This is a genomic window from Xylophilus sp. PBN-3R, assembly GCF_057747805.1.
In genome coordinates, this window is record NZ_CM173225.1 from 4,792,008 (window position 1) to 4,812,335 (window position 20,328).

Annotated in this window: 30 protein-coding genes; 24 read left to right on the forward strand and 6 right to left on the reverse strand. The window is 62.4% G+C overall.

From position 1 onward, the window contains the following. Nucleotides 1–58 precede the first annotated feature (58 nt). The 13 genes from tuf (at nt 59) to AC3ANW_RS22755 (ending at nt 7,421) form a co-directional block, all read left to right on the forward strand. Nucleotides 59–1,249: an elongation factor Tu gene (gene tuf / locus AC3ANW_RS22695; protein WP_488342597.1), complete on the forward strand. Its 1,191-nt coding sequence runs from the start codon at nt 59–61 to the stop codon at nt 1,247–1,249. Nucleotides 1,250–1,277: 28 nt separating this feature from the next. Further along, nucleotides 1,278–1,589, forward strand: a complete 312-nt coding sequence (gene rpsJ / locus AC3ANW_RS22700; RefSeq protein ID WP_160552852.1) for a 30S ribosomal protein S10 — start codon at nt 1,278–1,280, stop codon at nt 1,587–1,589. A gap of 282 nt (nt 1,590–1,871) precedes the next feature. After that, nucleotides 1,872–2,549, forward strand: coding sequence for a 50S ribosomal protein L3 (rplC, locus tag AC3ANW_RS22705; protein WP_488343079.1), 678 nt, complete (start codon nt 1,872–1,874; stop codon nt 2,547–2,549). Continuing rightward, the gene (gene rplD, locus AC3ANW_RS22710; protein ID WP_488343080.1) at nt 2,549–3,166 is read left to right on the forward strand and encodes a 50S ribosomal protein L4; all 618 of its coding nucleotides are present in this window, start codon (nt 2,549–2,551) and stop codon (nt 3,164–3,166) included. Before rplC ends, rplD begins: the two co-directional genes overlap by 1 nt. Continuing rightward, a complete protein-coding gene (gene rplW / locus AC3ANW_RS22715) occupies nt 3,163–3,498 on the forward strand; it encodes a 50S ribosomal protein L23 (protein ID WP_488343081.1) in 336 nt (111 codons plus the stop codon). The genes rplD and rplW overlap by 4 nt, the downstream gene beginning before the upstream one ends. 2 nt (nt 3,499–3,500) lie before the next feature. Then, on the forward strand, nt 3,501–4,325 hold the full coding sequence (gene rplB / locus AC3ANW_RS22720; protein WP_488343082.1) for a 50S ribosomal protein L2: 825 nt from the start codon (nt 3,501–3,503) through the stop codon (nt 4,323–4,325). 10 nt (nt 4,326–4,335) lie between these two features. Beyond that, nucleotides 4,336–4,614 carry a 30S ribosomal protein S19 gene (gene rpsS, locus AC3ANW_RS22725; RefSeq protein ID WP_488343083.1) on the forward strand — a complete coding sequence of 93 codons (279 nt, stop codon included), beginning with the start codon at nt 4,336–4,338 and terminating at the stop codon, nt 4,612–4,614. Nucleotides 4,615–4,623: 9 nt separating this feature from the next. Beyond that, nucleotides 4,624–4,956 carry a 50S ribosomal protein L22 gene (rplV, locus tag AC3ANW_RS22730; protein ID WP_488343084.1) on the forward strand — a complete coding sequence of 111 codons (333 nt, stop codon included), beginning with the start codon at nt 4,624–4,626 and terminating at the stop codon, nt 4,954–4,956. A 14-nt stretch (nt 4,957–4,970) separates the two neighbouring features. Further along, on the forward strand, nt 4,971–5,882 hold the full coding sequence (gene rpsC, locus AC3ANW_RS22735; protein ID WP_488343085.1) for a 30S ribosomal protein S3: 912 nt from the start codon (nt 4,971–4,973) through the stop codon (nt 5,880–5,882). 24 nt (nt 5,883–5,906) lie between these two features. Beyond that, entirely contained in the window at nt 5,907–6,323 is a 417-nt protein-coding gene (gene rplP, locus AC3ANW_RS22740) for a 50S ribosomal protein L16 (protein ID WP_318632573.1), read from the forward strand. 14 nt (nt 6,324–6,337) lie between these two features. Next, nucleotides 6,338–6,535: a 50S ribosomal protein L29 gene (rpmC, locus tag AC3ANW_RS22745; protein ID WP_488343086.1), complete on the forward strand. Its 198-nt coding sequence runs from the start codon at nt 6,338–6,340 to the stop codon at nt 6,533–6,535. A gap of 9 nt (nt 6,536–6,544) precedes the next feature. Then, nucleotides 6,545–6,814, forward strand: coding sequence for a 30S ribosomal protein S17 (gene rpsQ / locus AC3ANW_RS22750; protein WP_488343087.1), 270 nt, complete (start codon nt 6,545–6,547; stop codon nt 6,812–6,814). A gap of 97 nt (nt 6,815–6,911) precedes the next feature. Beyond that, entirely contained in the window at nt 6,912–7,421 is a 510-nt protein-coding gene (locus tag AC3ANW_RS22755) for a redoxin family protein (protein WP_488343088.1), read from the forward strand. A gap of 30 nt (nt 7,422–7,451) precedes the next feature. Here AC3ANW_RS22755 and AC3ANW_RS22760 read toward each other — a convergent pair whose 3' ends face one another. Together AC3ANW_RS22760 and AC3ANW_RS22765 are read right to left on the reverse strand one after the other, a co-directional pair. Continuing rightward, nucleotides 7,452–7,940 (reverse strand): GNAT family N-acetyltransferase, encoded by a 489-nt coding sequence (locus AC3ANW_RS22760; RefSeq protein ID WP_488343089.1) that lies wholly within the window; start codon nt 7,938–7,940, stop codon nt 7,452–7,454. A gap of 72 nt (nt 7,941–8,012) precedes the next feature. Then, nucleotides 8,013–8,507: a TlpA disulfide reductase family protein gene (locus AC3ANW_RS22765; protein WP_488343090.1), complete on the reverse strand. Its 495-nt coding sequence runs from the start codon at nt 8,505–8,507 to the stop codon at nt 8,013–8,015. Between the two features lie 195 nt (nt 8,508–8,702). Here AC3ANW_RS22765 and AC3ANW_RS22770 point away from each other — a divergent pair, with 195 nt between their 5' ends. The 4 genes from AC3ANW_RS22770 to ptsP are packed head-to-tail and all read left to right on the forward strand — an operon-like array spanning nt 8,703 to nt 11,645. Then, nucleotides 8,703–9,140 carry a hypothetical protein gene (locus AC3ANW_RS22770; RefSeq protein ID WP_488343091.1) on the forward strand — a complete coding sequence of 146 codons (438 nt, stop codon included), beginning with the start codon at nt 8,703–8,705 and terminating at the stop codon, nt 9,138–9,140. Between the two features lie 44 nt (nt 9,141–9,184). Then, nucleotides 9,185–9,631 (forward strand): PTS sugar transporter subunit IIA, encoded by a 447-nt coding sequence (locus tag AC3ANW_RS22775; protein WP_488343092.1) that lies wholly within the window; start codon nt 9,185–9,187, stop codon nt 9,629–9,631. Continuing rightward, nucleotides 9,600–9,869, forward strand: a complete 270-nt coding sequence (locus tag AC3ANW_RS22780) for an HPr family phosphocarrier protein (protein WP_488343093.1) — start codon at nt 9,600–9,602, stop codon at nt 9,867–9,869. Before AC3ANW_RS22775 ends, AC3ANW_RS22780 begins: the two co-directional genes overlap by 32 nt. Nucleotides 9,870–9,878: 9 nt before the next feature. Further along, nucleotides 9,879–11,645, forward strand: coding sequence for a phosphoenolpyruvate--protein phosphotransferase (ptsP, locus tag AC3ANW_RS22785; RefSeq protein WP_488343094.1), 1,767 nt, complete (start codon nt 9,879–9,881; stop codon nt 11,643–11,645). Between the two features lie 18 nt (nt 11,646–11,663). Here the strand turns inward: ptsP and lipA are convergent, their stop codons facing one another. The 4 genes from lipA to AC3ANW_RS22805 are packed head-to-tail and all read right to left on the reverse strand — an operon-like array spanning nt 11,664 to nt 14,833. Then, a complete protein-coding gene (gene lipA / locus AC3ANW_RS22790) occupies nt 11,664–12,644 on the reverse strand; it encodes a lipoyl synthase (RefSeq protein WP_488343095.1) in 981 nt (326 codons plus the stop codon). Nucleotides 12,645–12,662: 18 nt separating this feature from the next. Continuing rightward, nucleotides 12,663–13,334 (reverse strand): lipoyl(octanoyl) transferase LipB, encoded by a 672-nt coding sequence (lipB, locus tag AC3ANW_RS22795; protein ID WP_488343096.1) that lies wholly within the window; start codon nt 13,332–13,334, stop codon nt 12,663–12,665. A gap of 14 nt (nt 13,335–13,348) precedes the next feature. Beyond that, complete coding sequence (locus AC3ANW_RS22800) at nt 13,349–13,645, reverse strand: YbeD family protein (protein ID WP_488343097.1); 297 nt, start codon at nt 13,643–13,645, stop codon at nt 13,349–13,351. Nucleotides 13,646–13,666: 21 nt separating this feature from the next. After that, nucleotides 13,667–14,833, reverse strand: a complete 1,167-nt coding sequence (locus tag AC3ANW_RS22805) for an MBL fold metallo-hydrolase (RefSeq protein ID WP_488343098.1) — start codon at nt 14,831–14,833, stop codon at nt 13,667–13,669. Nucleotides 14,834–15,005: 172 nt separating this feature from the next. Here AC3ANW_RS22805 and AC3ANW_RS22810 point away from each other — a divergent pair, with 172 nt between their 5' ends. The 7 genes from AC3ANW_RS22810 (at nt 15,006) to atpG (ending at nt 20,323) form a co-directional block, all read left to right on the forward strand. Next, nucleotides 15,006–15,527, forward strand: a complete 522-nt coding sequence (locus AC3ANW_RS22810; RefSeq protein WP_488343099.1) for an ATP synthase subunit I — start codon at nt 15,006–15,008, stop codon at nt 15,525–15,527. A gap of 5 nt (nt 15,528–15,532) precedes the next feature. Continuing rightward, complete coding sequence (gene atpB, locus AC3ANW_RS22815; protein ID WP_488343100.1) at nt 15,533–16,411, forward strand: F0F1 ATP synthase subunit A; 879 nt, start codon at nt 15,533–15,535, stop codon at nt 16,409–16,411. 113 nt (nt 16,412–16,524) lie between these two features. After that, nucleotides 16,525–16,773, forward strand: a complete 249-nt coding sequence (gene atpE / locus AC3ANW_RS22820; RefSeq protein ID WP_318632558.1) for a F0F1 ATP synthase subunit C — start codon at nt 16,525–16,527, stop codon at nt 16,771–16,773. A 33-nt stretch (nt 16,774–16,806) separates the two neighbouring features. Beyond that, on the forward strand, nt 16,807–17,277 hold the full coding sequence (locus tag AC3ANW_RS22825; RefSeq protein ID WP_488343101.1) for a F0F1 ATP synthase subunit B: 471 nt from the start codon (nt 16,807–16,809) through the stop codon (nt 17,275–17,277). Nucleotides 17,278–17,288: 11 nt separating this feature from the next. Further along, nucleotides 17,289–17,822 carry a F0F1 ATP synthase subunit delta gene (locus AC3ANW_RS22830; protein WP_488343102.1) on the forward strand — a complete coding sequence of 178 codons (534 nt, stop codon included), beginning with the start codon at nt 17,289–17,291 and terminating at the stop codon, nt 17,820–17,822. Nucleotides 17,823–17,864: 42 nt separating this feature from the next. Next, nucleotides 17,865–19,418: a F0F1 ATP synthase subunit alpha gene (atpA, locus tag AC3ANW_RS22835; RefSeq protein ID WP_488343103.1), complete on the forward strand. Its 1,554-nt coding sequence runs from the start codon at nt 17,865–17,867 to the stop codon at nt 19,416–19,418. Nucleotides 19,419–19,453: 35 nt separating this feature from the next. Next, complete coding sequence (gene atpG, locus AC3ANW_RS22840; RefSeq protein ID WP_488343104.1) at nt 19,454–20,323, forward strand: F0F1 ATP synthase subunit gamma; 870 nt, start codon at nt 19,454–19,456, stop codon at nt 20,321–20,323. Nucleotides 20,324–20,328: the final 5 nt, after the last annotated feature.

Genomic DNA, 20,328 nt, shown 5'->3' on the forward strand with positions numbered 1-20,328 from the left:
ATCAGCAATCGAATGCAGACGTTAAACCTCACACGGGGAAGCTCTTTGGAGAAAAGTAATGGCAAAAGGAAAATTCGAACGGACCAAGCCCCACGTCAACGTGGGCACCATCGGTCACGTCGATCACGGCAAGACCACGCTGACGGCTGCGATCGCAACCGTTCTGTCGAAGAAGTTCGGCGGCGAAGCCAAGGCTTACGACCAGATCGACGCAGCGCCTGAAGAAAAGGCCCGCGGCATCACGATCAACACCGCCCACGTCGAGTACGAAACGGCCAACCGCCACTACGCTCACGTCGACTGCCCCGGTCACGCCGACTACGTCAAGAACATGATCACCGGCGCTGCCCAGATGGACGGCGCCATTCTGGTGTGCTCGGCCGCTGACGGCCCGATGCCCCAAACCCGTGAACACATCCTGCTGGCTCGCCAGGTGGGCGTGCCTTACATCATCGTGTTCCTGAACAAGTGCGACATGGTCGACGACGCCGAGCTGCTCGAGCTGGTCGAAATGGAAGTGCGCGAGCTGCTGGACAAGTACAGCTTCCCAGGCGACGACACCCCCATCATCCACGGTTCGGCGAAGCTGGCCCTGGAAGGCGACACCGGCAAGCTGGGTGAAGAAGCCATCATGGCCCTGGCCAACGCGCTGGACACCTACATCCCCACGCCCGAGCGCGCTGTGGACGGTGCCTTCCTGATGCCCGTCGAGGACGTGTTCTCGATCTCCGGCCGCGGCACCGTCGTGACCGGTCGTATCGAGCGCGGCATCGTCAAGGTCGGCGAAGAAATCGAAATCGTCGGTATCCGCGACGTGCAGAAGACCACCGTCACCGGCGTGGAAATGTTCCGCAAGCTGCTGGACCAGGGCCAGGCTGGCGACAACGTCGGCCTGCTGCTGCGCGGCACCAAGCGTGAAGACGTCGAGCGTGGCCAGGTTCTGTCCAAGCCCAACTCGATCAAGCCGCACACGCACTTCACCGCTGAAGTCTACGTTCTGTCGAAGGACGAAGGCGGCCGTCACACGCCGTTCTTCAACAACTACCGTCCGCAGTTCTACTTCCGCACGACCGACGTGACCGGTGCCATCGAGCTGCCGGCCGACAAAGAAATGGTCATGCCTGGCGACAACGTGTCGATCACCGTCAAGCTGATCAACCCGATCGCCATGGAAGAAGGCCTGCGCTTCGCTATTCGCGAAGGCGGCAAGACCGTCGGCGCCGGTGTCGTGGCCAAGATCATCGCCTGATCGTCAATAGAAATCAGGAGATATCACCATGTCCAAGCAAATGATCCGCATCCGCCTGAAGGCTTTCGATTACAAGCTGATCGACCAGTCCGCAGCCGAGATCGTCGACACCGCGAAGCGCACCGGCGCGATCGTCAAGGGTCCCGTGCCCCTGCCGACCCGCATGAAGCGTTTCGACATCCTGCGCTCGCCGCACGTCAACAAGTCCAGCCGTGACCAGTTCGAAATCCGTACGCATCAGCGTCTGATGGACATCGTGGATCCCACCGACAAAACGGTTGACGCACTGATGAAGCTCGATCTGCCTGCGGGCGTCGACGTCGAGATCAAGCTGCAGTAAACCGTGACCGGTTCGCCGGTTGCTTGACTGCAAAAAAACCCCGCCCGGTGACAACGCCGGGCGGGGTTTTTCCATTTGTGCAGCATCTGCTTGTTGCGTAGGCAAAAGCAGCGTGCTAACATCGGCGGCTGCGCAAATTTTGGGCACTGCTTGCATGCCTGAGGTAAATTGCGCGGATTTTATTAACCTTCTCTCATCCATGCCGCTCGGCTATTCGGCCGACGGTCCTTGGAACGTAGTCGCCAATTGCAGTGGCTTCGGTGGGAGTTTTGGAGAAAAACCATGAGTCAAAGCAACTCCCTCGGGTTGCTGGGCCGCAAGGTGGGCATGATGCGCCTCTTCACTGATGACGGCGATGCAGTGCCTGTCACGGTGGTGGACGTGTCCAACAACCGCGTGACCCAAGTCAAGGCCCAAGAAACTGACGGCTATGTTGCCTTGCAAGTGACGTTCGGTGCCCGCAAGGCATCGCGTGTCACCAAGCCACAAGCTGGTCACCTGGCCAAAGCCGGTGTCGAAGCCGGTGAGATCGTGCGCGAATTCCGCGTCACGAGCGAAACCGCTGGTCAATACACCACTGGTGGCGTTCTGAAGGCAGAAGTGCTCTTCACCGTCGGCCAGCAAGTGGACGTGCAAGGCACCTCCATCGGCAAGGGCTTCACCGGCACCATCAAGCGTCACAACTTCAAGTCGCAGCGCGCGTCGCACGGTAACAGCCGTTCGCACAACGTTCCCGGCTCGATTTCGATGGCGCAGGATCCAGGTCGTGTGTTCCCAGGCAAGAAAATGTCCGGCCACCGCGGCGACGTCACCACCACTGTCCAGAATCTGGATGTGATCCGTGTCGACGAAGCTCGCCAGCTGCTGATGATCAAGGGTGCAATCCCCGGCGCCAAGAACGGTTTCGTCACCGTGCGCGCGGCCATCAAGGCCAAAGCTGCTGACAAGGGAGCGAAGTAATGGAACTCGAACTCCTGAACGAACAAGGCCAGGCTTCGAAATTCGAAGTGCCTGAAACCGTTTTCGGCCGTGCCTACAACGAAGACCTGATCCATCAGATCGTCGTCGCCTACCGTGCCAATGCACGCCAGGGCACCCGTGCACAGAAGGACCGTGAACAGGTCCATCACAGCACCAAGAAGCCGTTCAAGCAAAAGGGCACCGGTCGCGCTCGTGCCGGTATGACCTCTTCGCCGATCTGGCGTGGGGGCGGTCGCGCCTTCCCGAACAGCCCGGATGAGAACTTCACCCAGAAGATCAACAAGAAGATGTACCGCGCCGGTATGGCTTCGATCTTCTCGCAGCTGGCCCGCGAAGGCCGTCTGGTGGTCGTCGATTCCCTGACTGTCGATTCGCCCAAGACCAAGGCACTGGCTGCCAAGTTCAAGGCGCTGAACGTCGAGTCCGTGCTGGTGATCGCCGAAGAAGTGGACGAAAACCTGTACCTGGCATCGCGCAACCTGACCAACGTCCTGGTTGTCGAGCCGCGTTACGCTGACCCGGTGTCGCTGGTGCACTTCAAGAAAGTGCTCGTGACCAAGGGTGCGGTCGAGAAGCTCAAGGAGATGTTCGCATGAGCCGCGTCAACCCTACTCCCGCACAGCGCACCTTCGCCGAAGGCCGCCTGCTGTCCGTCCTCGTCGCACCCATCGTGTCTGAAAAAGCCACGTTGGTCGGCGAAAAGTCCAATGCTGTGACCTTCAAGGTCCTGCAGGACGCCACCAAGCCCGAGATCAAGGCTGCAGTCGAACTGCTGTTCAAGGTCGAGGTCAAGGGTGTCTCCGTGCTCAACACCAAGGGCAAGGCCAAGCGCTTCGGCAAGTCTTTCGGTCGCCGCGACAACGTGCGTAAAGCATATGTCACGCTGCAGCCGGGCCAAGAGCTGAACCTGTCCGGGGAGGCTGCGTAATCATGGCTGTCATCAAGATGAAACCGACCTCGCCCGGCCAACGTGCCGTGGTCAAGGTCACGCGTGATCACCTGTACAAGGGTGCTCCGCACGCTCCGCTGCTGGAACCACAGTTCCAGGCAGCCGGCCGTAACAACAACGGTCACATCACCATTCGCCATCGCGGCGGCGGCCACAAGCATCATTACCGCGTTGTCGACTTCGTTCGCAACAAGGACGGTATTCCTGCCAAGGTCGAACGTATCGAATACGATCCGAACCGTACCGCGCACATCGCCCTGGTGGTGTATGCAGACGGCGAGCGCCGCTACATCATCGCTCCGCGCGGTGTGGAGCCGGGTGCTTCGCTGATGTCCGGCTCGGAAGCTCCGATCCGTGCAGGCAACACCCTGCCGATCCGCAACATCCCGGTGGGTTCGACCATCCACGCGATCGAAATGCAGCCCGGCAAGGGCGCGCAGATCTGCCGCTCGGCTGGCACCTCCGCGACGCTGCTGGCTCGCGAAGGCATCTACGCTCAGGTCCGCCTGCGCTCCGGTGAAGTCCGCAAGATCCACATCGAATGCCGCGCCACCATCGGTGAAGTTGCAAACGAAGAACACAGCCTGCGCCAATTGGGCAAGGCCGGTGTCAAGCGCTGGATGGGTATCCGCCCGACCGTTCGTGGTGTCGCCATGAACCCGGTGGATCACCCGCACGGTGGTGGCGAAGGCCGCACCGGTACCGGCATGGCACCTGTGGATCCATGGGGTAACCTGACCAAGGGCTACCGCACCCGCAATAACAAGCGCACGCAGTCCATGATCGTGTCGCGCCGCAAGAAGTAAGGATTGACAAATGACTCGCTCTCTTAAAAAGGGTCCGTTTGTTGACCATCACTTGGTGGCCAAGGTCGACAAGGCCGTCACCAACAAGGACAAGAAGCCGATCAAGACCTGGTCGCGTCGCTCCATGGTTCTGCCCGATTTCATCGGTCTGACCATTGCGGTCCACAACGGCAAGCAACACGTGCCGGTCTATATCACGGACCAGATGGTGGGCCACAAGCTGGGCGAATTCGCCCTGACGCGCACCTTCAAGGGCCACCCTGCGGACAAAAAAGTCCAGAAGAAGTAAGGAGAAGACATGTCCGAAACACGTGCAGTCCTCCGTGGCGTTCGCCTTTCCGTCGACAAGGGCCGGCTCGTTGCCGACCTGATCCGCGGCAAGAAGGTCGATCAAGCCCTGAACATCCTGGCCTTCACCCAAAAGAAGGCAGCCGGCATCGTCAAGAAGGTCCTGGAGTCCGCCATCGCGAACGCCGAACACAACGACGGCGCTGATATCGACGAACTGAAGGTCAAGACCATCTACGTCGAGCAAGGCACCACGCTCAAGCGCTTCACCGCTCGTGCAAAAGGCCGCGGCAACCGCATCAGCAAACCCACGTGCCATGTGTACGTGACGGTCGGCAACTAAGGTTCGGAAGAAATATGGGACAGAAAATCCATCCTACCGGCTTCCGCTTGTCGGTCAGCCGTAACTGGGCCAGCCGCTGGTACGCGAGCAACCGTGATTTCGCCGGCATGCTCGGTGAAGACATCAAGGTTCGTGAATACCTGAAGGCCAAGCTCAAGAACGCCGCGGTTTCCCGCGTGCTGATCGAGCGTCCCGCCAAGAACGCCCGCATCACCATTTTCTCGGCTCGTCCGGGTGTGGTGATCGGCAAGAAGGGCGAAGACATCGAGAACCTGAAGAAGGAACTCGCTCTGATCCTGAAGGTGCCGGTCGCCGTCAACATCGAAGAAGTGCGCAAGCCAGAAATCGATGCCAAGCTGATTGCCGACTCGATCACCCAGCAGCTCGAAAAGCGGATCATGTTCCGCCGCGCCATGAAGCGTGCCATGCAGAACGCCATGCGTCTGGGTGCCCAAGGTATCAAGATCATGTCTGCCGGCCGTCTGAACGGCATCGAAATCGCACGTACCGAGTGGTACCGCGAAGGCCGCGTGCCGCTCCACACCCTGCGTGCCGACATCGACTACGGTGTCTCGGAAGCCAAGACCACCTACGGCGTCATCGGCGTCAAGGTCTGGGTCTACAAGGGCGACACGCTGGGCCGCAACGATCTGCCCGCAGTGGTCGAGCCTCGCGACGAGGAACGTCGTCCGCGTGGTCCGCGTCGTGATGGCCGTCCGGGCGATCGTCCTGGTTCCGACCGTCGTGGTCCTGGCGCCGGCGCTCCCCGCCGCGACGGTGGCCGCACGTTCGGTGGCAACACCGCGCCTGCCGATGGCAGCGACAAGCCCGCCGGTGCCGGCGGTGCCGTCGATCCCTCTACCGTTAAGCGCGTCCGCAAGGTAGCCGCGCCCGCTGCAGCAGCGGACGGTGCAAAGGCTGAGTAATCAGCCGCTTAAGGAAGAAATAACATGCTGCAACCCGCTCGCCGCAAGTTCCGCAAGGAACAAAAAGGCCGCAACACCGGCGTTGCCACCCGAGGTAACTCGGTGGCATTCGGTGACTTCGGCCTGAAGTGCACCGACCGCGGCCGCCTCACGGCACGTCAACTCGAAGCCGCACGTCGTGCGATTTCGCGTCACGTCAAACGTGGTGGTCGTATCTGGATTCGTGTGTTCCCCGACAAGCCGATCTCTACCAAGCCCGCAGAAGTGCGGATGGGTAACGGTAAGGGTAACCCCGAGTACTACGTCGCTGAAATCCAACCCGGCAAGATCGTTTTCGAGATCGTCGGTGTTCCAGAAGAACTGGCCCGTGAAGCGTTCAAGCTGGCTGCTGCCAAGCTGCCGCTGCGCACCACGTTCGTCGCACGCCAACTCGGCGCCTGATCAGGAGAATGGAAATGACCAAAGCTGCTGACCTGCGCCAAAAAGACGTTGCCGGCGTGGAAGCCGAAATCAAGGAACTGCAGAAGGCCCATTTCAGCCTTCGTATGCAGAAAGCCACGCAACAACTCACGAACGTTCGTTCGCTGCGCGTCACGCGCCGTGACATCGCCCGTGCCAAGACCATCCTTGCTGAAAAGCAAGCCGCCAAGTAAGGAGCCGACATGACGGAAGCTAAAAAATCCCTCAAGCGCACCTTGGTTGGCAAGGTGGTCAGCGACAAGCGTGCAAAGACCGTGACCGTGCTGGTCGAACGTCGCGTTAAACACGAGATGTACGGCAAGATCGTTGCCAAGTCGAGCAAGTACCACGCTCATGACGAAACCGGCGAGTTCCACACGGGTGATACCGTGGAAATCACCGAAAGCCGTCCGATCTCCAAGACCAAGAACTGGGTTGTGACCCGTCTGGTCCAGAAGGCGATCCTCGTCTAAGACGAGCTGGTCCACTTCTGTGTACCCCTGAAAACGGCCCACCTCGTGTGGGCCGTTTTTCATTTCCGAAACGTTTTTTAATCAAGAAGGAAATCTCATGATCAAGGTTGGCGACAAACTGCCCGCGGGCACCCTGATGGAATATTCGGAAGTCGAAGGTGAAGGCTGCAGCATCGGCCCCAATGCAGTCGACATCGAAAAGGCTTCGGCTGGCAAGACCATCGCCATTTTTGCGGTGCCGGGCGCCTTCACGCCGACCTGTTCGGCAAAACATGTTCCGGGTTTTGTCGAGAAGTCGGCCGAGTTCAAGGCTGCCGGTGTCGATGAGATCTGGTGCCTGGCGGTGAACGATGCTTTTGTCATGGGCGCCTGGGCCCGGGACCAGAAAACCGGCGACAAGGTGCGCATGATGGGTGACGGCAGCGGCCAGTTCGCGACGGCAGTGGGCCTGACGCTCGACCTGCAGGCCAAGGGCATGGGGCTGCGCAGCCAGCGTTATTCGATGCTGGTGAAAGATGGCGTGGTCAAAAGCCTGAACGTCGAGGCCGCAGGCAAGTTCGAGGTCAGTGACGCTGTGACTCTGCTGGACCAGGCCAGGGCTGCCTGATCTCGCGATGCGTGTGCGGGGCGCCTCAGTTCAGAGTTCGGCTTTGAGGTAATGCGCCCCCGCAATGGGGTTGTGATAGTAGGGCGGGATTTCCTCGAACCCAAGGTCGGCATACAGCACGCGAGCGGATTCCATGTCGTCCAGCGTGTCGAGTAACACGTGGGCATAACCGCCGCGTCGGGCCAGATCGAGGGTGGCTTCGGCGAGTTGCCGTCCCAGACCGAAACCGCGGAAGGCACGTCGCACGTAGAGGCGCTTCATTTCGCAGGCGTTGGCATAGTCGGAAACATCCAGTGGCCGCAATGCGCTGCAGCCGGCTACTTCGCCGTCGACCAGGGCCAGCAGCAGCCCGCCGCGTGGCGCGATGTATTCGCCGGGAAGCGCCGCCAGTTCGGCATCGACTTCCTGGAAGCTAAGGTCGACCCGCAGACTGGCGACGTATTCCCGAATGATGATTCGGGCCGCTTCCAGTTGATCCGGAGTTGCAGGCGAGATGAGACGAATCTCTGGTTTGGACACAGGCGCTGGGCGAGTGATCGGGCAAGCCGAGGGAAATGCAGTTTAGCGGTGTCGCCGCCAGACAGGAAAACCTCAGGCGGCGAGCAGCTTTTCGATCAGCCGATGCAGTTCGGCGAAATCGGGTTCGCCGACATAACGCTTGACGATATCCCCGCGCTTGTCGACCAGGTAGGTGGTGGGCGTGAGTTGGACGTCGCCCCAGGCCTTGGCAACCGCTCCGGTGTTGTCGATCGCCACCTTGAACGGCAGCTTTCGGGTTTCTGCGTAGTTGACGACGTAGGCCGGCGGGTCGTAGCTCATGGCCACCGCCAAGGTGTCGAAACCTTGCGCCTTGTACTTGTCGTAGGTGGCGATCACCCTCGGCATTTCTGCTACGCAGGTCACACAGCTGGTGGCCCAGAAATTTACCAGCGTCACCTTGCCCTTCAAGTCATCGGTGCTGCGTTTCGATCCGTCCAGCAGCACGAAAGTCGAACTGGGCGCGGCGGATGCACCGCCACTCCAGAACACGGCGCCACCCAATGCAAGCACGGTGACAGCAGCGATGGCGTAGAAGGTCTTTTTCATGGCGATGAGCGGAGAAGTCCGGCGAGTTTAGGACCTACGGCCGAATCCTGCAGACGAGGGGCATGGCGATAATCCCGCATGTCACATGTGTTCCTTCGAATCGCCTGCCTGTTGCCGATCCTGGGCGTCACGGCCTGCAGTCCACCGATGAACTGGCGCGAGGTTCATCCGTCATCAACCCGGCTGAAGGCCTTGATGCCATGCAGACCCGATGAAGCGGTGCGTACCGTCACACTCGACGGCACCCAGGTACAGATGCACCTGGCGGGCTGCGATGCCGGCGGCGCCACCTTCATCATCGGCTGGGCCTCCGTCAGCCGGAGCCGGCTAGGTTCGATGCTGGGTGCCTGGCAGGATTCGACGCTGTCGCTGGCCGGTATCGCATCCGGACCGGACGCGCCCGCCGGCACGCGTTTCGTGCCGGCCGGAAGCCTCGCCCTGCCGCAGGCCGTCCGGCTGCAGGCGACAGGTCTTTCGCCCGAGGGCGGAGCGCTGCCGCTGGACGCGGCCTGGTTCGCGGATTCCGGCGGTCCCTCGGCCCTCGAAGGGCAGGCGCTATTTGCGGCGATCTACCGCGCGCCGTCCGAGTCGGTTGCTGCGGCCAGCTTCTTCTCCAGCCTACGCCTTCGCTGACGGCCTCGCCGCCGCCATAATGGTGCGCTGCTCCCGCACGCTCCATGACCAACCGTATTTTCCTGATCGCCCACGCTCCCCTGGCCCACGCACTGCGCCAATGTGCCCTGCATGTGTTTCCCGACTGCGGAAAGGGCGTCGTGGCGCTGGACGTCCAGCCCAACGTTTCGCCCGAAGAGACACTTGCATCGGCCCGCATCATCATGGACCAGCACCGCGGTGGCGGGACCTTGGTGCTGACCGATGTGTTCGGTGCCACGCCGAGCAACGTGGCCCAGCGTCTGGTCGATGGCATTCATTCCAAACTCGTCACCGGCGTCAACCTGCCCATGCTGCTGCGCACCGTCACCTACCGCCACGAACCGCTCGATGCACTGGTCTCGCGTGCGGTGGTCGGCGGTACCCAGGGCGTGATGCAGGTGGCCATCACCGCGCCGCAAAACCAGGCTCGCAGAAAACATGATCCAGACCACTATCACCATCAGCAATAGGTTGGGCCTGCATGCCCGCGCTTCGGCCAAGCTCACCAAGCTTGCCGGCAGCTTTCCCTGCGAAGTCTGGATTGCCCGCGGCGAACGCCGGGTCAATGCCAAAAGCATCATGGGTGTGATGATGCTGGCCGCCGGCATGGGCTCACAGGTGGTGCTTGAAACCAGCGGCTCCAGCGAGCAGGAAGCCATGGATGCGCTGGTGGCCCTGATCAACGACAAGTTCGGCGAAGGCGAATAAGGGCCTGCCATGACCTTTGCCGTCCACGGTCTCGCGGTTGCCCGGGGCATCGCCATCGGGCGTGCGGTGTTGGTCGCGTCCAGCCGCATCGATGTCGCCCACTACTTCGTCGAGCCCGAGAAAGTCGGCGCCGAGATCGGTCGTCTGCGCGATGCCCGCAATGCGGTGATGGAAGAGATCCAGCGGCTGCAGGTCAACCTGTCCCAGATGAGCGCCAAGGACGCACCGCAGGAGCTTTCCGCCATCCTGGACGTGCACCTGATGCTGCTTGAGGACGAAGCCCTCGAAGAGGGCGTCAAGCACTGGATCACCGAGCGGTTCTACAACGCCGAATGGGCCCTGACCACCCAGCTCGAACTGGTCGCACGGCAGTTCGACGAAATGGAGGACGCCTATCTGCGCGAACGCAAGGCAGACCTGGAACAGGTCGTCGAACGCATGCTGCGTTTCATGCGCGGCGTGGCATTGCCGGTCGCGCCGCCACCCACGAGGCCCGCACGCAACCAGGACCTGCAGCTTGCCGATACGGCCGATGTGCCGCTGGTGTTGATCGCCCACGACCTGTCGCCTGCCGACATGCTGCAGTTCAAGCAAAGCGTGTTCGCGGGTTTTGTCACGGATGTCGGCGGCCGCACGTCACACACCGCGATCGTGGCGCGCAGCATGGACATCCCGGCGGTGGTCGGCGCGCGTGGCGCCAGCCAGATGGTGCGCCAGGACGACTGGGTGATCATCGACGGCGATGCCGGCCTGATGATCGTCGATCCGTCGCCCATCATCCTGGCCGAATACGGCTTCAAGCAACGCCAGGGAGAGCTCGAACGCGAGCGTCTGGCGCGGCTGCGGCACACGCCTGCCATCACACGCGATGGCGAGCCCGTCGAACTGCTGGCGAATATCGAATTGCCCAACGACGCAGTGGCCGCCGTCAAGGCAGGAGCGGCCGGCGTCGGGCTGTTCCGGAGCGAATTCCTGTTCATGGGACGTCACGGCAAACTGCCTGACGAGGACGAGCAGTTTGCCGCCTACCGGCTCGCGGTGTCTAACATGGAAGGCCTGCCCGTCACCATCCGCACCGTGGATGTGGGAGCCGACAAGCCACTGGACGAAACGCGCCGCGACGACGCCCACCTGAACCCGGCCCTGGGCCTGCGGGCGATCCGCTGGAGCCTCGCCGATCCGGCCATGTTCCGCACCCAGCTGCGCGCCATCCTCAGGGCCTCGGCTTTCGGCCCGGTGAAGATGCTGATTCCGATGCTGGCGCACGGCAGCGAGATCCGTCAGACCATCGCCCTGATCGACCAGGCGCGCGCAGAGCTCGACAACGCCGGCATCACTTACGGCCGTCCCGAACTGGGCGCCATGATCGAGATTCCGGCGGCTGCACTGTCGCTGCCGCTGTTCCTGCGTTATTTTGACTTCCTGTCGATCGGTACCAATGATCTGATCCAGTACACGCTGGCCATCGACCGCACCGACGAATCGGTCGCGCATCTGTACGACCCACTGCATCCGGCGGTGTTGCGCCTGGTGGCCGACACCATCAGCGCATGCCGGCGGGCCGGAAAGGGCGTCAGTGTGTGCGGCGAAATGGCGGGCGACGTCGCCATGACCAAGCTGCTGCTGGGCCTGGGCCTGCGCAGTTTTTCGATGCATCCCGCGCAGATCCTGTCGGTCAAGCAGGAAGTACTGCGGGCCGACGCATCACGCCTGGAGCCCTGGGCCGAAAAAGTCTTGAGCGCCGAGGATCCCCTGGCCGCCATGACCGCGGGATAAACCCCGGTTTGCCGGCGCTCAGACGCCGGCTGCGTGCGCCTGTTCGTCGGCGTGGTAGCTGGACCGCACCATTGCACCGACGGCCGCGTGGCTGAATCCCATCTCGTAGGCCTTTTCCTCGAACATCTTGAAGGTGTCCGGGTGCACGTAGCGGCGCACGGGCAGGTGCGAATTGGAAGGCGACAGGTACTGGCCGATGGTCAACATGTCGATGTCGTGGTCGCGCATGTCCTGCATCACCTGCAGGATTTCTTCGTCGGTTTCACCAAGGCCCACCATGATGCCGCTCTTGGTCGGCACATCCGGGTGCAGCGCCTTGAACTTCTTCAGCAGGTTCAGGCTGAACTGGTAGTCGCTGCCCGGGCGGGCTTCCTTGTACAGCCGCGGCGCGGTTTCCAGGTTGTGGTTCATCACGTCCGGCGGCGCTGCCTTCAGGATTTCCAGTGCGCGGTCGTCGCGGCCGCGGAAGTCCGGCACCAGGATCTCGATCTGCGTGCTGGGCGACAGCTCGCGGATGTTCTGGATGCATTCCACGAAATGCCCGCTGCCGCCGTCGCGCAGGTCGTCGCGGTCGACGCTGGTGATCACCACGTACTTCAGGCGCAGCTGCGCGATGGTGCGCGCCAGGTTGAGCGGCTCGTCCTTGTCGAGCGGGTCGGGCCGGCCGTGGCCGACGTCGCAGAACGGGCAGCGGCGGGTGCATTTGTCACCCATGATCATGAAGGTCGCCGTGCCCTTGCCAAAGCATTCGCCGATGTTGGGGCAGGAGGCTTCTTCGCAGACCGTATGCAGCTTGTTGGCGCGCAGGATCTCCTTGATCTCGTAGAAGCGGGTGCTGGGGCTGCCGGCCTTGACGCGAATCCAGTCGGGCTTCTTGAGTTGCTCGCCCTGCACCACCTTGACCGGGATGCGGGAAAGTTTTGCCGCTGCCTTCTGCTTGGCCAGGGGGTTGTAGGTGTCGAGGGTTTGGACCTCGCGTACGACTTCGGTAGTGCTCATGGCGGCTTGGCGGAACGGTCAGGGCGTCAGGTAGACACCCAGCTTGCCGGCCAGCACATGTGCGGCCTCGTCCCAGGTGGCGGATACGCCGATTGTAGAAAGGTCCACGGTCCGGAGTCCGGAATAGCCGCAGGGGTTGATGCGCTGGAAGGGTTCCAGGTCCATCGCGACGTTCAGCGCCAGGCCGTGGTAAGTGCTGTGGCGGCTCACCTTGATGCCCAGCGCCGCGATCTTCCCCAGTCCGCGAAAGCGGTCGGATTCAGGCGCGGGGCCGGTCAGTGCGGCATGCGAGAACGGATCGTCCAGCCTGACGTAGATGCCGGGAGCACCGGCTACCCGGTGCCCGGTGACGCCGAAATGGCGCAGCGTGGCGATCACCGATTCCTCAAGCCGGAACACATATTCCTTCACGAAGAATCCGGCACGTTTGAGGTCGATCAGCGGATACGCCACGACTTGGCCTGGCCCGTGATAGGTCACCTGGCCGCCGCGGTTGGTGGCCACTACCGGGATGGCGCCCGGTGCCAGCACATGGTCGGCCTTGCCGGCCACGCCCTGGGTGAAGACCGGGTCGTGCTCGCAGATCCACAGTGCGTCCGCGGCCTCGGCTGTGCGCTCGGCGGTGAAGGCCTGCATGGCGAGACAGGTCGATACGTAATCGACCCTTCCCCGCACGGCGGGAATCAGCATTGCGGGCGGCGGCCTCAGAGAACGACCTTGACCATCGAATGCGACGAAAGGGCACGGTACAGGTCGTCCAGCTGTGCGCGGCTGGTGGCGGTGACGGTGATCGTCACGCCCAGGTACTTGCCGCCGCTGCTGTCGCGCAGCTCAATGGTGCTGGCGTCGAAGAACGGGTCGAACTGTTTGGCGGTGGCCGTCACGGCGTGCACGAATCCCTCGACGTTCTCGCCCATCACCTTGATGGGAAACAGCGAGGGATAGTCGATCAGCGAATCCTTGCGGGCGACCGGGTCGGTGGTGTTTTCAGGCTGGTCCATGGTGATGTCCTCGAGACGGTTTCAAAGCGGTTGGCGGCGCGGCAGGCGTTGCGTCTGGCCGATGGCGAGCGTGCCGAATTCATCGGGGGCCATGCCTGAGGAGCGGGTGGCCCGGGCCAGGTCGATGGGCGCCTGGTCGGATGGTTCGTCGGTCAGGTTGAAGGTGCCCCAGTGAACGCCGATGCTGTGCTTGGAGTTCACGTCGCGGTGGATGCGGACTGACTCCTCCGGGTTCACATGCTGCTCGGACATGAACCAGCGTGGCTTGTACGCGCCGATGGGTATCAGCGCGAGGTCGAAACCTCCGCCCTGCGCAGCCGTGTGGCGTGGTGCGAAATGGGCGCCGATGTCGGCGAAGTCACGCGAATAACCGGTGTCCCCGGCAAACCAGAAGTGGAAGTCCGGCGCCAGCAGCGCATAACCACCCCACAAGGTCTTCAGGCGGTCGCCCAGGCCGCGGCCGCTCCAGTGCTGTGCGGGTGTCAGCGTCACCTCGGCAACCGCGCCGTCGCGTTCGATGCGATGGGTGTCGAACCAATCGAGTTCCACCGCGTCGGCCACGCCGTGTGAACGCATCCATGCGGCCAGGCCCAGCGGCACGATGAACAGCGGCGGGCCGCCCGCCTGTGCCGCCAGGGCACGTACCGAAGCCTCGTCGAGATGGTCGTAATGGTTGTGGCTGATCATCACCAGGTCGATATGCGGCAGCTGCGCCATGGACAGGCCCGGTGGCTGCAGGCGTTGCGGACCGATGAAAGATAAGGGCGATGCGCGCTCCGAAAAAACCGGGTCGGTCAGCACCTGCAGGCCGTGTCCGCCCAGCGGAATCTGCAACAGTGAAGTGGCATGGCCGATGAAGGTGACGCTGGGCTGCATGTCCTTGCCGGCCGCTGCATTGGTCAGAATGAATGCCAGGTCGGGCGCCACGGTCGGCGGTAATGTCTGCGCTGGGGGCGGCAGGTCTTGCCGCCATGCATTCCAGCGCCAGCGAATCAGGTCGCCGATGCCGCGCGGCTCGAACTCCACGTACCGGTTCTGAAAACCATCGGGACGATGGTGTGGTTTGCTCGCGTCGAAGTAGGGGTTCACGTTCTGGCATCCGGCAAGGAGAATCGGCGCCGCAAAAACCAGCGCTGCAATCAGGCTGAATCGGGGCGCGACGGAACGCAAGGTGCGCAGTGGGGGCATGCAGAAAGAGGTGTGCAAGGCGGGTGCCAACCAGTCATTGTCGTTGCACAAAACCGGCTTCAGGCCATGCCAATCCCGATAACCTGCTCGGACATGGCGGGACGGTTCGTGGTTCTACCTATAATCAATGGCTTTGCCGAACTTTTGCAAACCGTAACAGGCCTGAAAGAACATGAGACCTGTGACCGATTTTGATGAAGTAGAGGCAGATGTCCCGGATTTCAAGCCGCTGACCGCCGAGCAGGCGCAGCAGCTGCGAGAACGCCATCCACCCGTTTCACCGTGGTGGGTCATCCTGGGACAAGCCGCGGTAGGTGGGCTGGTCGCGTTGGCGGCATGGCGCATCACCGGCGAAACCCGTACGGGGTGGTCGGCAGCCTGGGGCGCGCTGACGGTGGTGCTACCCGCCGTCGTGTTCGCGCGGGGCGTCACCCGCCGACGGGCGGGAGCGAATCCGGCGGCCGCGGTGGCCGGGTTTCTGGGATGGGAATTCGTCAAGATTGCGCTGACGCTCGCTTTGCTGGCCTTGTCACCCAAGGTCGTGCCCGGCTTGAGCTGGCTGGCCCTGGTGGTCAGCCTCGTCGCAACGATGAAGACCTGGTGGCTGGCATTTCTGATAAGGGCTGTCTTTCGCAGGAAGGCAGCCGACAAGGCTTTGAATACAAGCGCCCGTGCGGTGGGCAATAAGGATTGACTTGAATGGCTGCTGAAGAACACGGACAAACTGCTGGTCAGTACATCGTTCACCACCTGCAGCATCTGCAGAACGTGAAGCAGGGAAAGATCGTCGATTTTTCCGTCATCAACTACGACTCGATCATCGTCGGCGGCCTGCTCGGCCTGTTCGCGGTCTTCGTGCTCTGGCTGGCGGCCCGCAAGGCGACCTCCGGTGTGCCGGGCCGTTTCCAGGCTGCGGTCGAGATGCTGGTCGAAATGGTCGACAACCAGGCCAAGGCCAACATCCGCAACGCCGAAAGCCGCAAGTTCATCGCTCCCCTCGGCCTGACCGTCTTCGTCTGGATCTTCCTGATGAACGCCATGGACATGCTGCCGGTCGACCTGCTGCCCAAGCTGTGGGGCCACGCCTACGAAGCCCAGGGCATGAGCGCCCATGAAGCCTTCCTGCGTGTGGTGCCGACCGCCGACCTTTCCACCACACTGGGCCTGGCCCTGGCCGTGCTGGTGCTGCGCTTCTGGTACAGCCTGAAGATCAAGGGCGCCGGCGGCTGGGCCCACGAACTCGTCTCGGCGCCGTTTGGCACCAGCAAGAACCCTATCTTCGCGATCATCCTGGGTGTCATCAACCTGGTGATGCAGGTCATCGAATACACCGCCAACACCGTCTCGCACGGCATGCGGTTGTTCGGCAACATGTACGCCGGCGAGCTGGTGTTCATGCTGATCGCGCTGATGGGTGGCGCCGCCGCGCTGTCGATCTCGGGCACGTTGCTGCCACTGGGTCACATCATCGCCGGCACCATCTGGACGCTGTTCCACATCCTGGTGATCACGCTGCAAGCCTTCATTTTCATGATGCTCGCGCTGATCTATCTCGGCCAGGCCCACGAACATCACTAAGCAAGTCAGGCAAGCCGAGGGGTGGTTTCCGACCACCACCGAGGCTGCCGGTTTTCACTCTCGCTACCCGTTTCTTTTTTCTCTAACCAACCTCTCCATCTCAAGGACTCATCATGGAAAACGTTCTCGGCTTCGTCGCACTGGCTTGTGGTCTCATCGTCGGCCTGGGCGCTATCGGCGCCTCCATCGGTATCGCCATCATGGGCGGCAAGTTCCTCGAATCGTCGGCTCGCCAGCCTGAACTGATCAACGAACTGCAAACCAAGATGTTCATCCTGGCCGGCCTGATCGACGCTGCATTCCTGATCGGCGTCGCCATCGCCCTGCTGTTCGCTTTCGCCAACCCCTTCGTTGTCGCCTAAGCCCGTTCGACGTCTTTCTAGAAAGGTGTTGCCGTGAGCATCAACGCGACCCTGTTCATCCAGGCGATCGTCTTCCTGATCCTGGTGTTCTTCACGATGAAGTTCGTGTGGCCGCCGATCTCGAAGGCCCTCGACGACCGTGCCCAGAACATCGCCGAAGGCCTCGCTGCCGCCGACCGTGCCAAGTCCGACCTCGTCGCTGCCAACCAGCGCGTCGAGAAGGAATTGTCCGAAACGCGCAACGTGACCGCTACGCGCCTGGCTGACGCCGAACGCCGCGCCCAGGCCCTCATCGAGGAAGCCAAGGCGCGCGCCACCGAAGAAGGCAACAAGATCATCGCCGCCGCCCGCGCCGAAGCCGAACAGCAATCCATCCGTGCACGCGAATCGCTGCGCGAAGAAGTTGCGGTGCTGGCCGTCAAGGGTGCCGAGCAGATCCTGCGCAAGGAAGTGGACGCCACCGTCCACGCTGACCTGCTCAGCCGCCTGAAGACCGAGCTGTAAGGACGCACGACATGGCCGAAATCGCCACCATCGCGCGCCCCTACGCCGAAGCGCTGTTCCAGGCCACGCCTGCGGACCAGCTCGACGCCGCCCTTGCCTGGGTCGACGAACTCGGCGCCATTGCGGCCAACCCGCAAATGGCGCAGTTCTCCGACGACCCGAAGGTCGATGCCGCCCAGGTCTTCGACGTGATCGCCGGTGTGGCGCGCACGCCCCTGACCGATGCCGCCCGCAATTTCCTGCGTGTCGTCATCGACAACGGCCGACTGTCCGCGCTGCCCGAAGTGGCTCGCCAGTTCCGTGCCCTGCGCAATAGCCAGGGTGGTTCGTCCGACGCCGTCGTCTACAGCGCTTTCCCCATCGGGGAAGCCGCTCTGGCCGAACTCGGCGCCACGCTTCAAAAGCGTTTCGGCCGTCCGCTGAACCTCAGCGTGGTGATCGACCAGTCGCTCATCGGTGGCGTTCGCGTCGCCGTCGGCGACGAAGTGCTCGACACCTCGGTGCGTGCCCGCCTCGACCAAATGAAGGCTGCCCTGGCCGCGTAAGCGGTCCAGGACTCCCGCAACCCCAAAGACAAGGAAAGAGTCATGCAACTCAATCCCGCAGAAATTTCAGAACTGATCAAGAGCCGCATCGAGGGGCTCGCGGGCAGTGCCGACATTCGGAACCAGGGCACTGTCGTGTCCGTGACCGATGGCATTTGCCGCATCCACGGCCTGTCCGACGTGATGGCCGGTGAAATGCTCGAATTCCCGGCTAACGCCGACGGTCAGCCTACCTACGGCCTGGCCCTGAACCTCGAGCGCGACTCGGTCGGTTCGGTGATTCTGGGCGAGTACGAACACATTTCCGAAGGCGACGTTGTCAAGTGCACCGGCCGCATCCTGGAAGTGCCGGTCGGCCCGGAACTGCGTGGCCGCGTGGTCAACGCCCTGGGCCAGCCGATCGACGGCAAGGGCCCGATCAATGCCAAGATGACCGACGTCATCGAGAAGGTCGCACCGGGCGTGATCGCCCGTAAATCGGTCGACCAGCCCCTGCAGACCGGCCTGAAGTCCATCGACTCGATGGTGCCGATCGGCCGCGGCCAGCGCGAGCTGATCATCGGTGACCGCCAGACCGGCAAGACGGCCGTGGCGATCGACGCGATCATCAACCAGAAGGGCCAGAACGTCACGTGTATCTACGTGGCCATCGGCCAGAAGGCCTCGTCGATCAAGAACGTGGTGCGCTCGCTGGAACAAGCCGGTGCCATGGACTACACCATCGTGGTCGCTGCCTCCGCTGCCGAATCGGCCGCCATGCAGTACGTGTCGGCCTACTCGGGCTGCACCATGGGCGAGTACTTCCGCGACCGCGGCGAAGACGCGCTGATCGTGTATGACGACCTGTCCAAGCAAGCCGTGGCCTACCGCCAGGTCTCGCTGCTGCTGCGCCGCCCGCCAGGCCGCGAAGCCTTCCCCGGCGACGTGTTCTATCTCCACAGCCGCCTGCTGGAACGTGCCGCCCGCGTGAACGCCGACTACGTCGAAGCCTTCACCAAGGGAGCCGTCAAGGGCAAGACCGGTTCGCTGACGGCACTGCCGATCATCGAAACGCAAGCCGGCGACGTGTCCGCCTTCGTTCCGACCAACGTGATCTCGATCACCGACGGCCAGATCTTCCTGGAAACCTCGCTGTTCAACGCCGGCATCCGTCCTGCGATCAACGCAGGTATTTCGGTGTCGCGTGTCGGTGGCGCTGCCCAGACCAAGGTCATCAAGGGCCTGTCCGGCGGTATCCGTACCGACCTGGCCCAGTACCGTGAACTGGCTGCGTTCGCGCAGTTCGCTTCCGACCTGGACGAAGCCACCCGCAAGCAGCTCGACCGTGGCGCCCGCGTCACCGAACTGCTGAAGCAGCAACAGTACAGCCCGCTGTCCATCAGCCTGATGGGCGCCACGCTGTTCGCGGTGAACAAGGGTTTCATGGACGATATCGAAGTCAAGCAGGTCTTGCCTTTCGAACACGGCCTGCACCAGTTCCTGAAGTCCAGCCATGCCGCACTGCTCGACAAGATCGAAGCAGCCAAGGCCATGGACAAGGACGCCGAAGCCGAACTGACTGCTGCCGTCACCGCTTTCAAGAAGTCGTTCGCCTGATCGCGGCCGACATCTAAAGAAGCACAGGAGCACTTATGGCAGCAGGCAAGGAAATCCGCGGCAAGATCAAATCGGTGGAAAACACCAAGAAGATCACCAAAGCCATGGAAATGGTGGCCGCCTCGAAGATGCGCAAGGCGCAGGACCGCATGCGCGCCGCTCGCCCCTACAGCGAAAAGGTGCGCAACATCGCGGCCCACCTGGGACAGGCGAATCCGGAATACGTGCATCCGTTCATGAAGACGAACGACGATGCCAAGACCGCCGGATTCATCGTGGTCACCACCGACAAGGGCCTGTGCGGCGGCATGAACACCAACGTGTTGCGTGCGGTCACCGCGAAGCTGCGTGAACTGCAAACGCAGGGCACCAAGGCTGAAGCAGTGGCCATCGGCAACAAGGGCCTGGGCTTTCTCAACCGCATCGGCGCGCACGTGGTCAGCCACGTCACCGGCCTGGGCGACACGCCGCATCTCGACCGCCTCATCGGGCCGGTCAAGGTGCTGCTCGACGCCTACGCGGAAGGCAAGCTCTCGGCCGTCTATCTCTGCTACACCCGTTTCATCAACACGATGAAGCAGGAATCGGTCGTCGAGCAGCTGTTGCCGCTCGCCGCCCCGGTGGCGGACGACACGGCAGGCAAGCCCAGCTGGGACTACATCTACGAGCCGGACGCCCAGGGCGTCATCGACGAACTGCTGGTGCGCTATGCGGAATCGCTGGTGTTCCAGGCAGTCGCCGAAAACATGGCTTCGGAGCAGTCCGCACGCATGGTGGCCATGAAGGCCGCGACCGACAACGCCGGCAGCGTGATCGGTGAGCTGAAGCTGGTCTACAACAAGACCCGCCAGGCCGCGATCACCAAGGAACTCTCGGAAATCGTCAGCGGCGCCGCCGCTGTCTGATCGCC

What these genes read in the sequence shown, in the direction of transcription:
- tuf (WP_488342597.1), top strand. Translation starts at nt 59, where the DNA reads ATGGCAAAAGGAAAATTCGAACGGACCAAGCCCCACGTCAACGTGGGC.
- rpsJ (WP_160552852.1), top strand. Translation starts at nt 1,278, where the DNA reads ATGTCCAAGCAAATGATCCGCATCCGCCTGAAGGCTTTCGATTACAAG.
- rplC (WP_488343079.1), top strand. Translation starts at nt 1,872, where the DNA reads ATGAGTCAAAGCAACTCCCTCGGGTTGCTGGGCCGCAAGGTGGGCATG.
- rplD (WP_488343080.1), top strand. Translation starts at nt 2,549, where the DNA reads ATGGAACTCGAACTCCTGAACGAACAAGGCCAGGCTTCGAAATTCGAA.
- rplW (WP_488343081.1), top strand. Translation starts at nt 3,163, where the DNA reads ATGAGCCGCGTCAACCCTACTCCCGCACAGCGCACCTTCGCCGAAGGC.
- rplB (WP_488343082.1), top strand. Translation starts at nt 3,501, where the DNA reads ATGGCTGTCATCAAGATGAAACCGACCTCGCCCGGCCAACGTGCCGTG.
- rpsS (WP_488343083.1), top strand. Translation starts at nt 4,336, where the DNA reads ATGACTCGCTCTCTTAAAAAGGGTCCGTTTGTTGACCATCACTTGGTG.
- rplV (WP_488343084.1), top strand. Translation starts at nt 4,624, where the DNA reads ATGTCCGAAACACGTGCAGTCCTCCGTGGCGTTCGCCTTTCCGTCGAC.
- rpsC (WP_488343085.1), top strand. Translation starts at nt 4,971, where the DNA reads ATGGGACAGAAAATCCATCCTACCGGCTTCCGCTTGTCGGTCAGCCGT.
- rplP (WP_318632573.1), top strand. Translation starts at nt 5,907, where the DNA reads ATGCTGCAACCCGCTCGCCGCAAGTTCCGCAAGGAACAAAAAGGCCGC.
- rpmC (WP_488343086.1), top strand. Translation starts at nt 6,338, where the DNA reads ATGACCAAAGCTGCTGACCTGCGCCAAAAAGACGTTGCCGGCGTGGAA.
- rpsQ (WP_488343087.1), top strand. Translation starts at nt 6,545, where the DNA reads ATGACGGAAGCTAAAAAATCCCTCAAGCGCACCTTGGTTGGCAAGGTG.
- AC3ANW_RS22755 (WP_488343088.1), top strand. Translation starts at nt 6,912, where the DNA reads ATGATCAAGGTTGGCGACAAACTGCCCGCGGGCACCCTGATGGAATAT.
- AC3ANW_RS22765 (WP_488343090.1), bottom strand. Translation starts at nt 8,507, where the DNA reads ATGAAAAAGACCTTCTACGCCATCGCTGCTGTCACCGTGCTTGCATTG.
- AC3ANW_RS22770 (WP_488343091.1), top strand. Translation starts at nt 8,703, where the DNA reads ATGCCATGCAGACCCGATGAAGCGGTGCGTACCGTCACACTCGACGGC.
- AC3ANW_RS22775 (WP_488343092.1), top strand. Translation starts at nt 9,185, where the DNA reads ATGACCAACCGTATTTTCCTGATCGCCCACGCTCCCCTGGCCCACGCA.
- AC3ANW_RS22780 (WP_488343093.1), top strand. Translation starts at nt 9,600, where the DNA reads ATGATCCAGACCACTATCACCATCAGCAATAGGTTGGGCCTGCATGCC.
- ptsP (WP_488343094.1), top strand. Translation starts at nt 9,879, where the DNA reads ATGACCTTTGCCGTCCACGGTCTCGCGGTTGCCCGGGGCATCGCCATC.
- lipA (WP_488343095.1), bottom strand. Translation starts at nt 12,644, where the DNA reads ATGAGCACTACCGAAGTCGTACGCGAGGTCCAAACCCTCGACACCTAC.
- lipB (WP_488343096.1), bottom strand. Translation starts at nt 13,334, where the DNA reads ATGCTGATTCCCGCCGTGCGGGGAAGGGTCGATTACGTATCGACCTGT.
- AC3ANW_RS22800 (WP_488343097.1), bottom strand. Translation starts at nt 13,645, where the DNA reads ATGGACCAGCCTGAAAACACCACCGACCCGGTCGCCCGCAAGGATTCG.
- AC3ANW_RS22805 (WP_488343098.1), bottom strand. Translation starts at nt 14,833, where the DNA reads ATGCCCCCACTGCGCACCTTGCGTTCCGTCGCGCCCCGATTCAGCCTG.
- AC3ANW_RS22810 (WP_488343099.1), top strand. Translation starts at nt 15,006, where the DNA reads ATGAGACCTGTGACCGATTTTGATGAAGTAGAGGCAGATGTCCCGGAT.
- atpB (WP_488343100.1), top strand. Translation starts at nt 15,533, where the DNA reads ATGGCTGCTGAAGAACACGGACAAACTGCTGGTCAGTACATCGTTCAC.
- atpE (WP_318632558.1), top strand. Translation starts at nt 16,525, where the DNA reads ATGGAAAACGTTCTCGGCTTCGTCGCACTGGCTTGTGGTCTCATCGTC.
- AC3ANW_RS22830 (WP_488343102.1), top strand. Translation starts at nt 17,289, where the DNA reads ATGGCCGAAATCGCCACCATCGCGCGCCCCTACGCCGAAGCGCTGTTC.
- atpA (WP_488343103.1), top strand. Translation starts at nt 17,865, where the DNA reads ATGCAACTCAATCCCGCAGAAATTTCAGAACTGATCAAGAGCCGCATC.
- atpG (WP_488343104.1), top strand. Translation starts at nt 19,454, where the DNA reads ATGGCAGCAGGCAAGGAAATCCGCGGCAAGATCAAATCGGTGGAAAAC.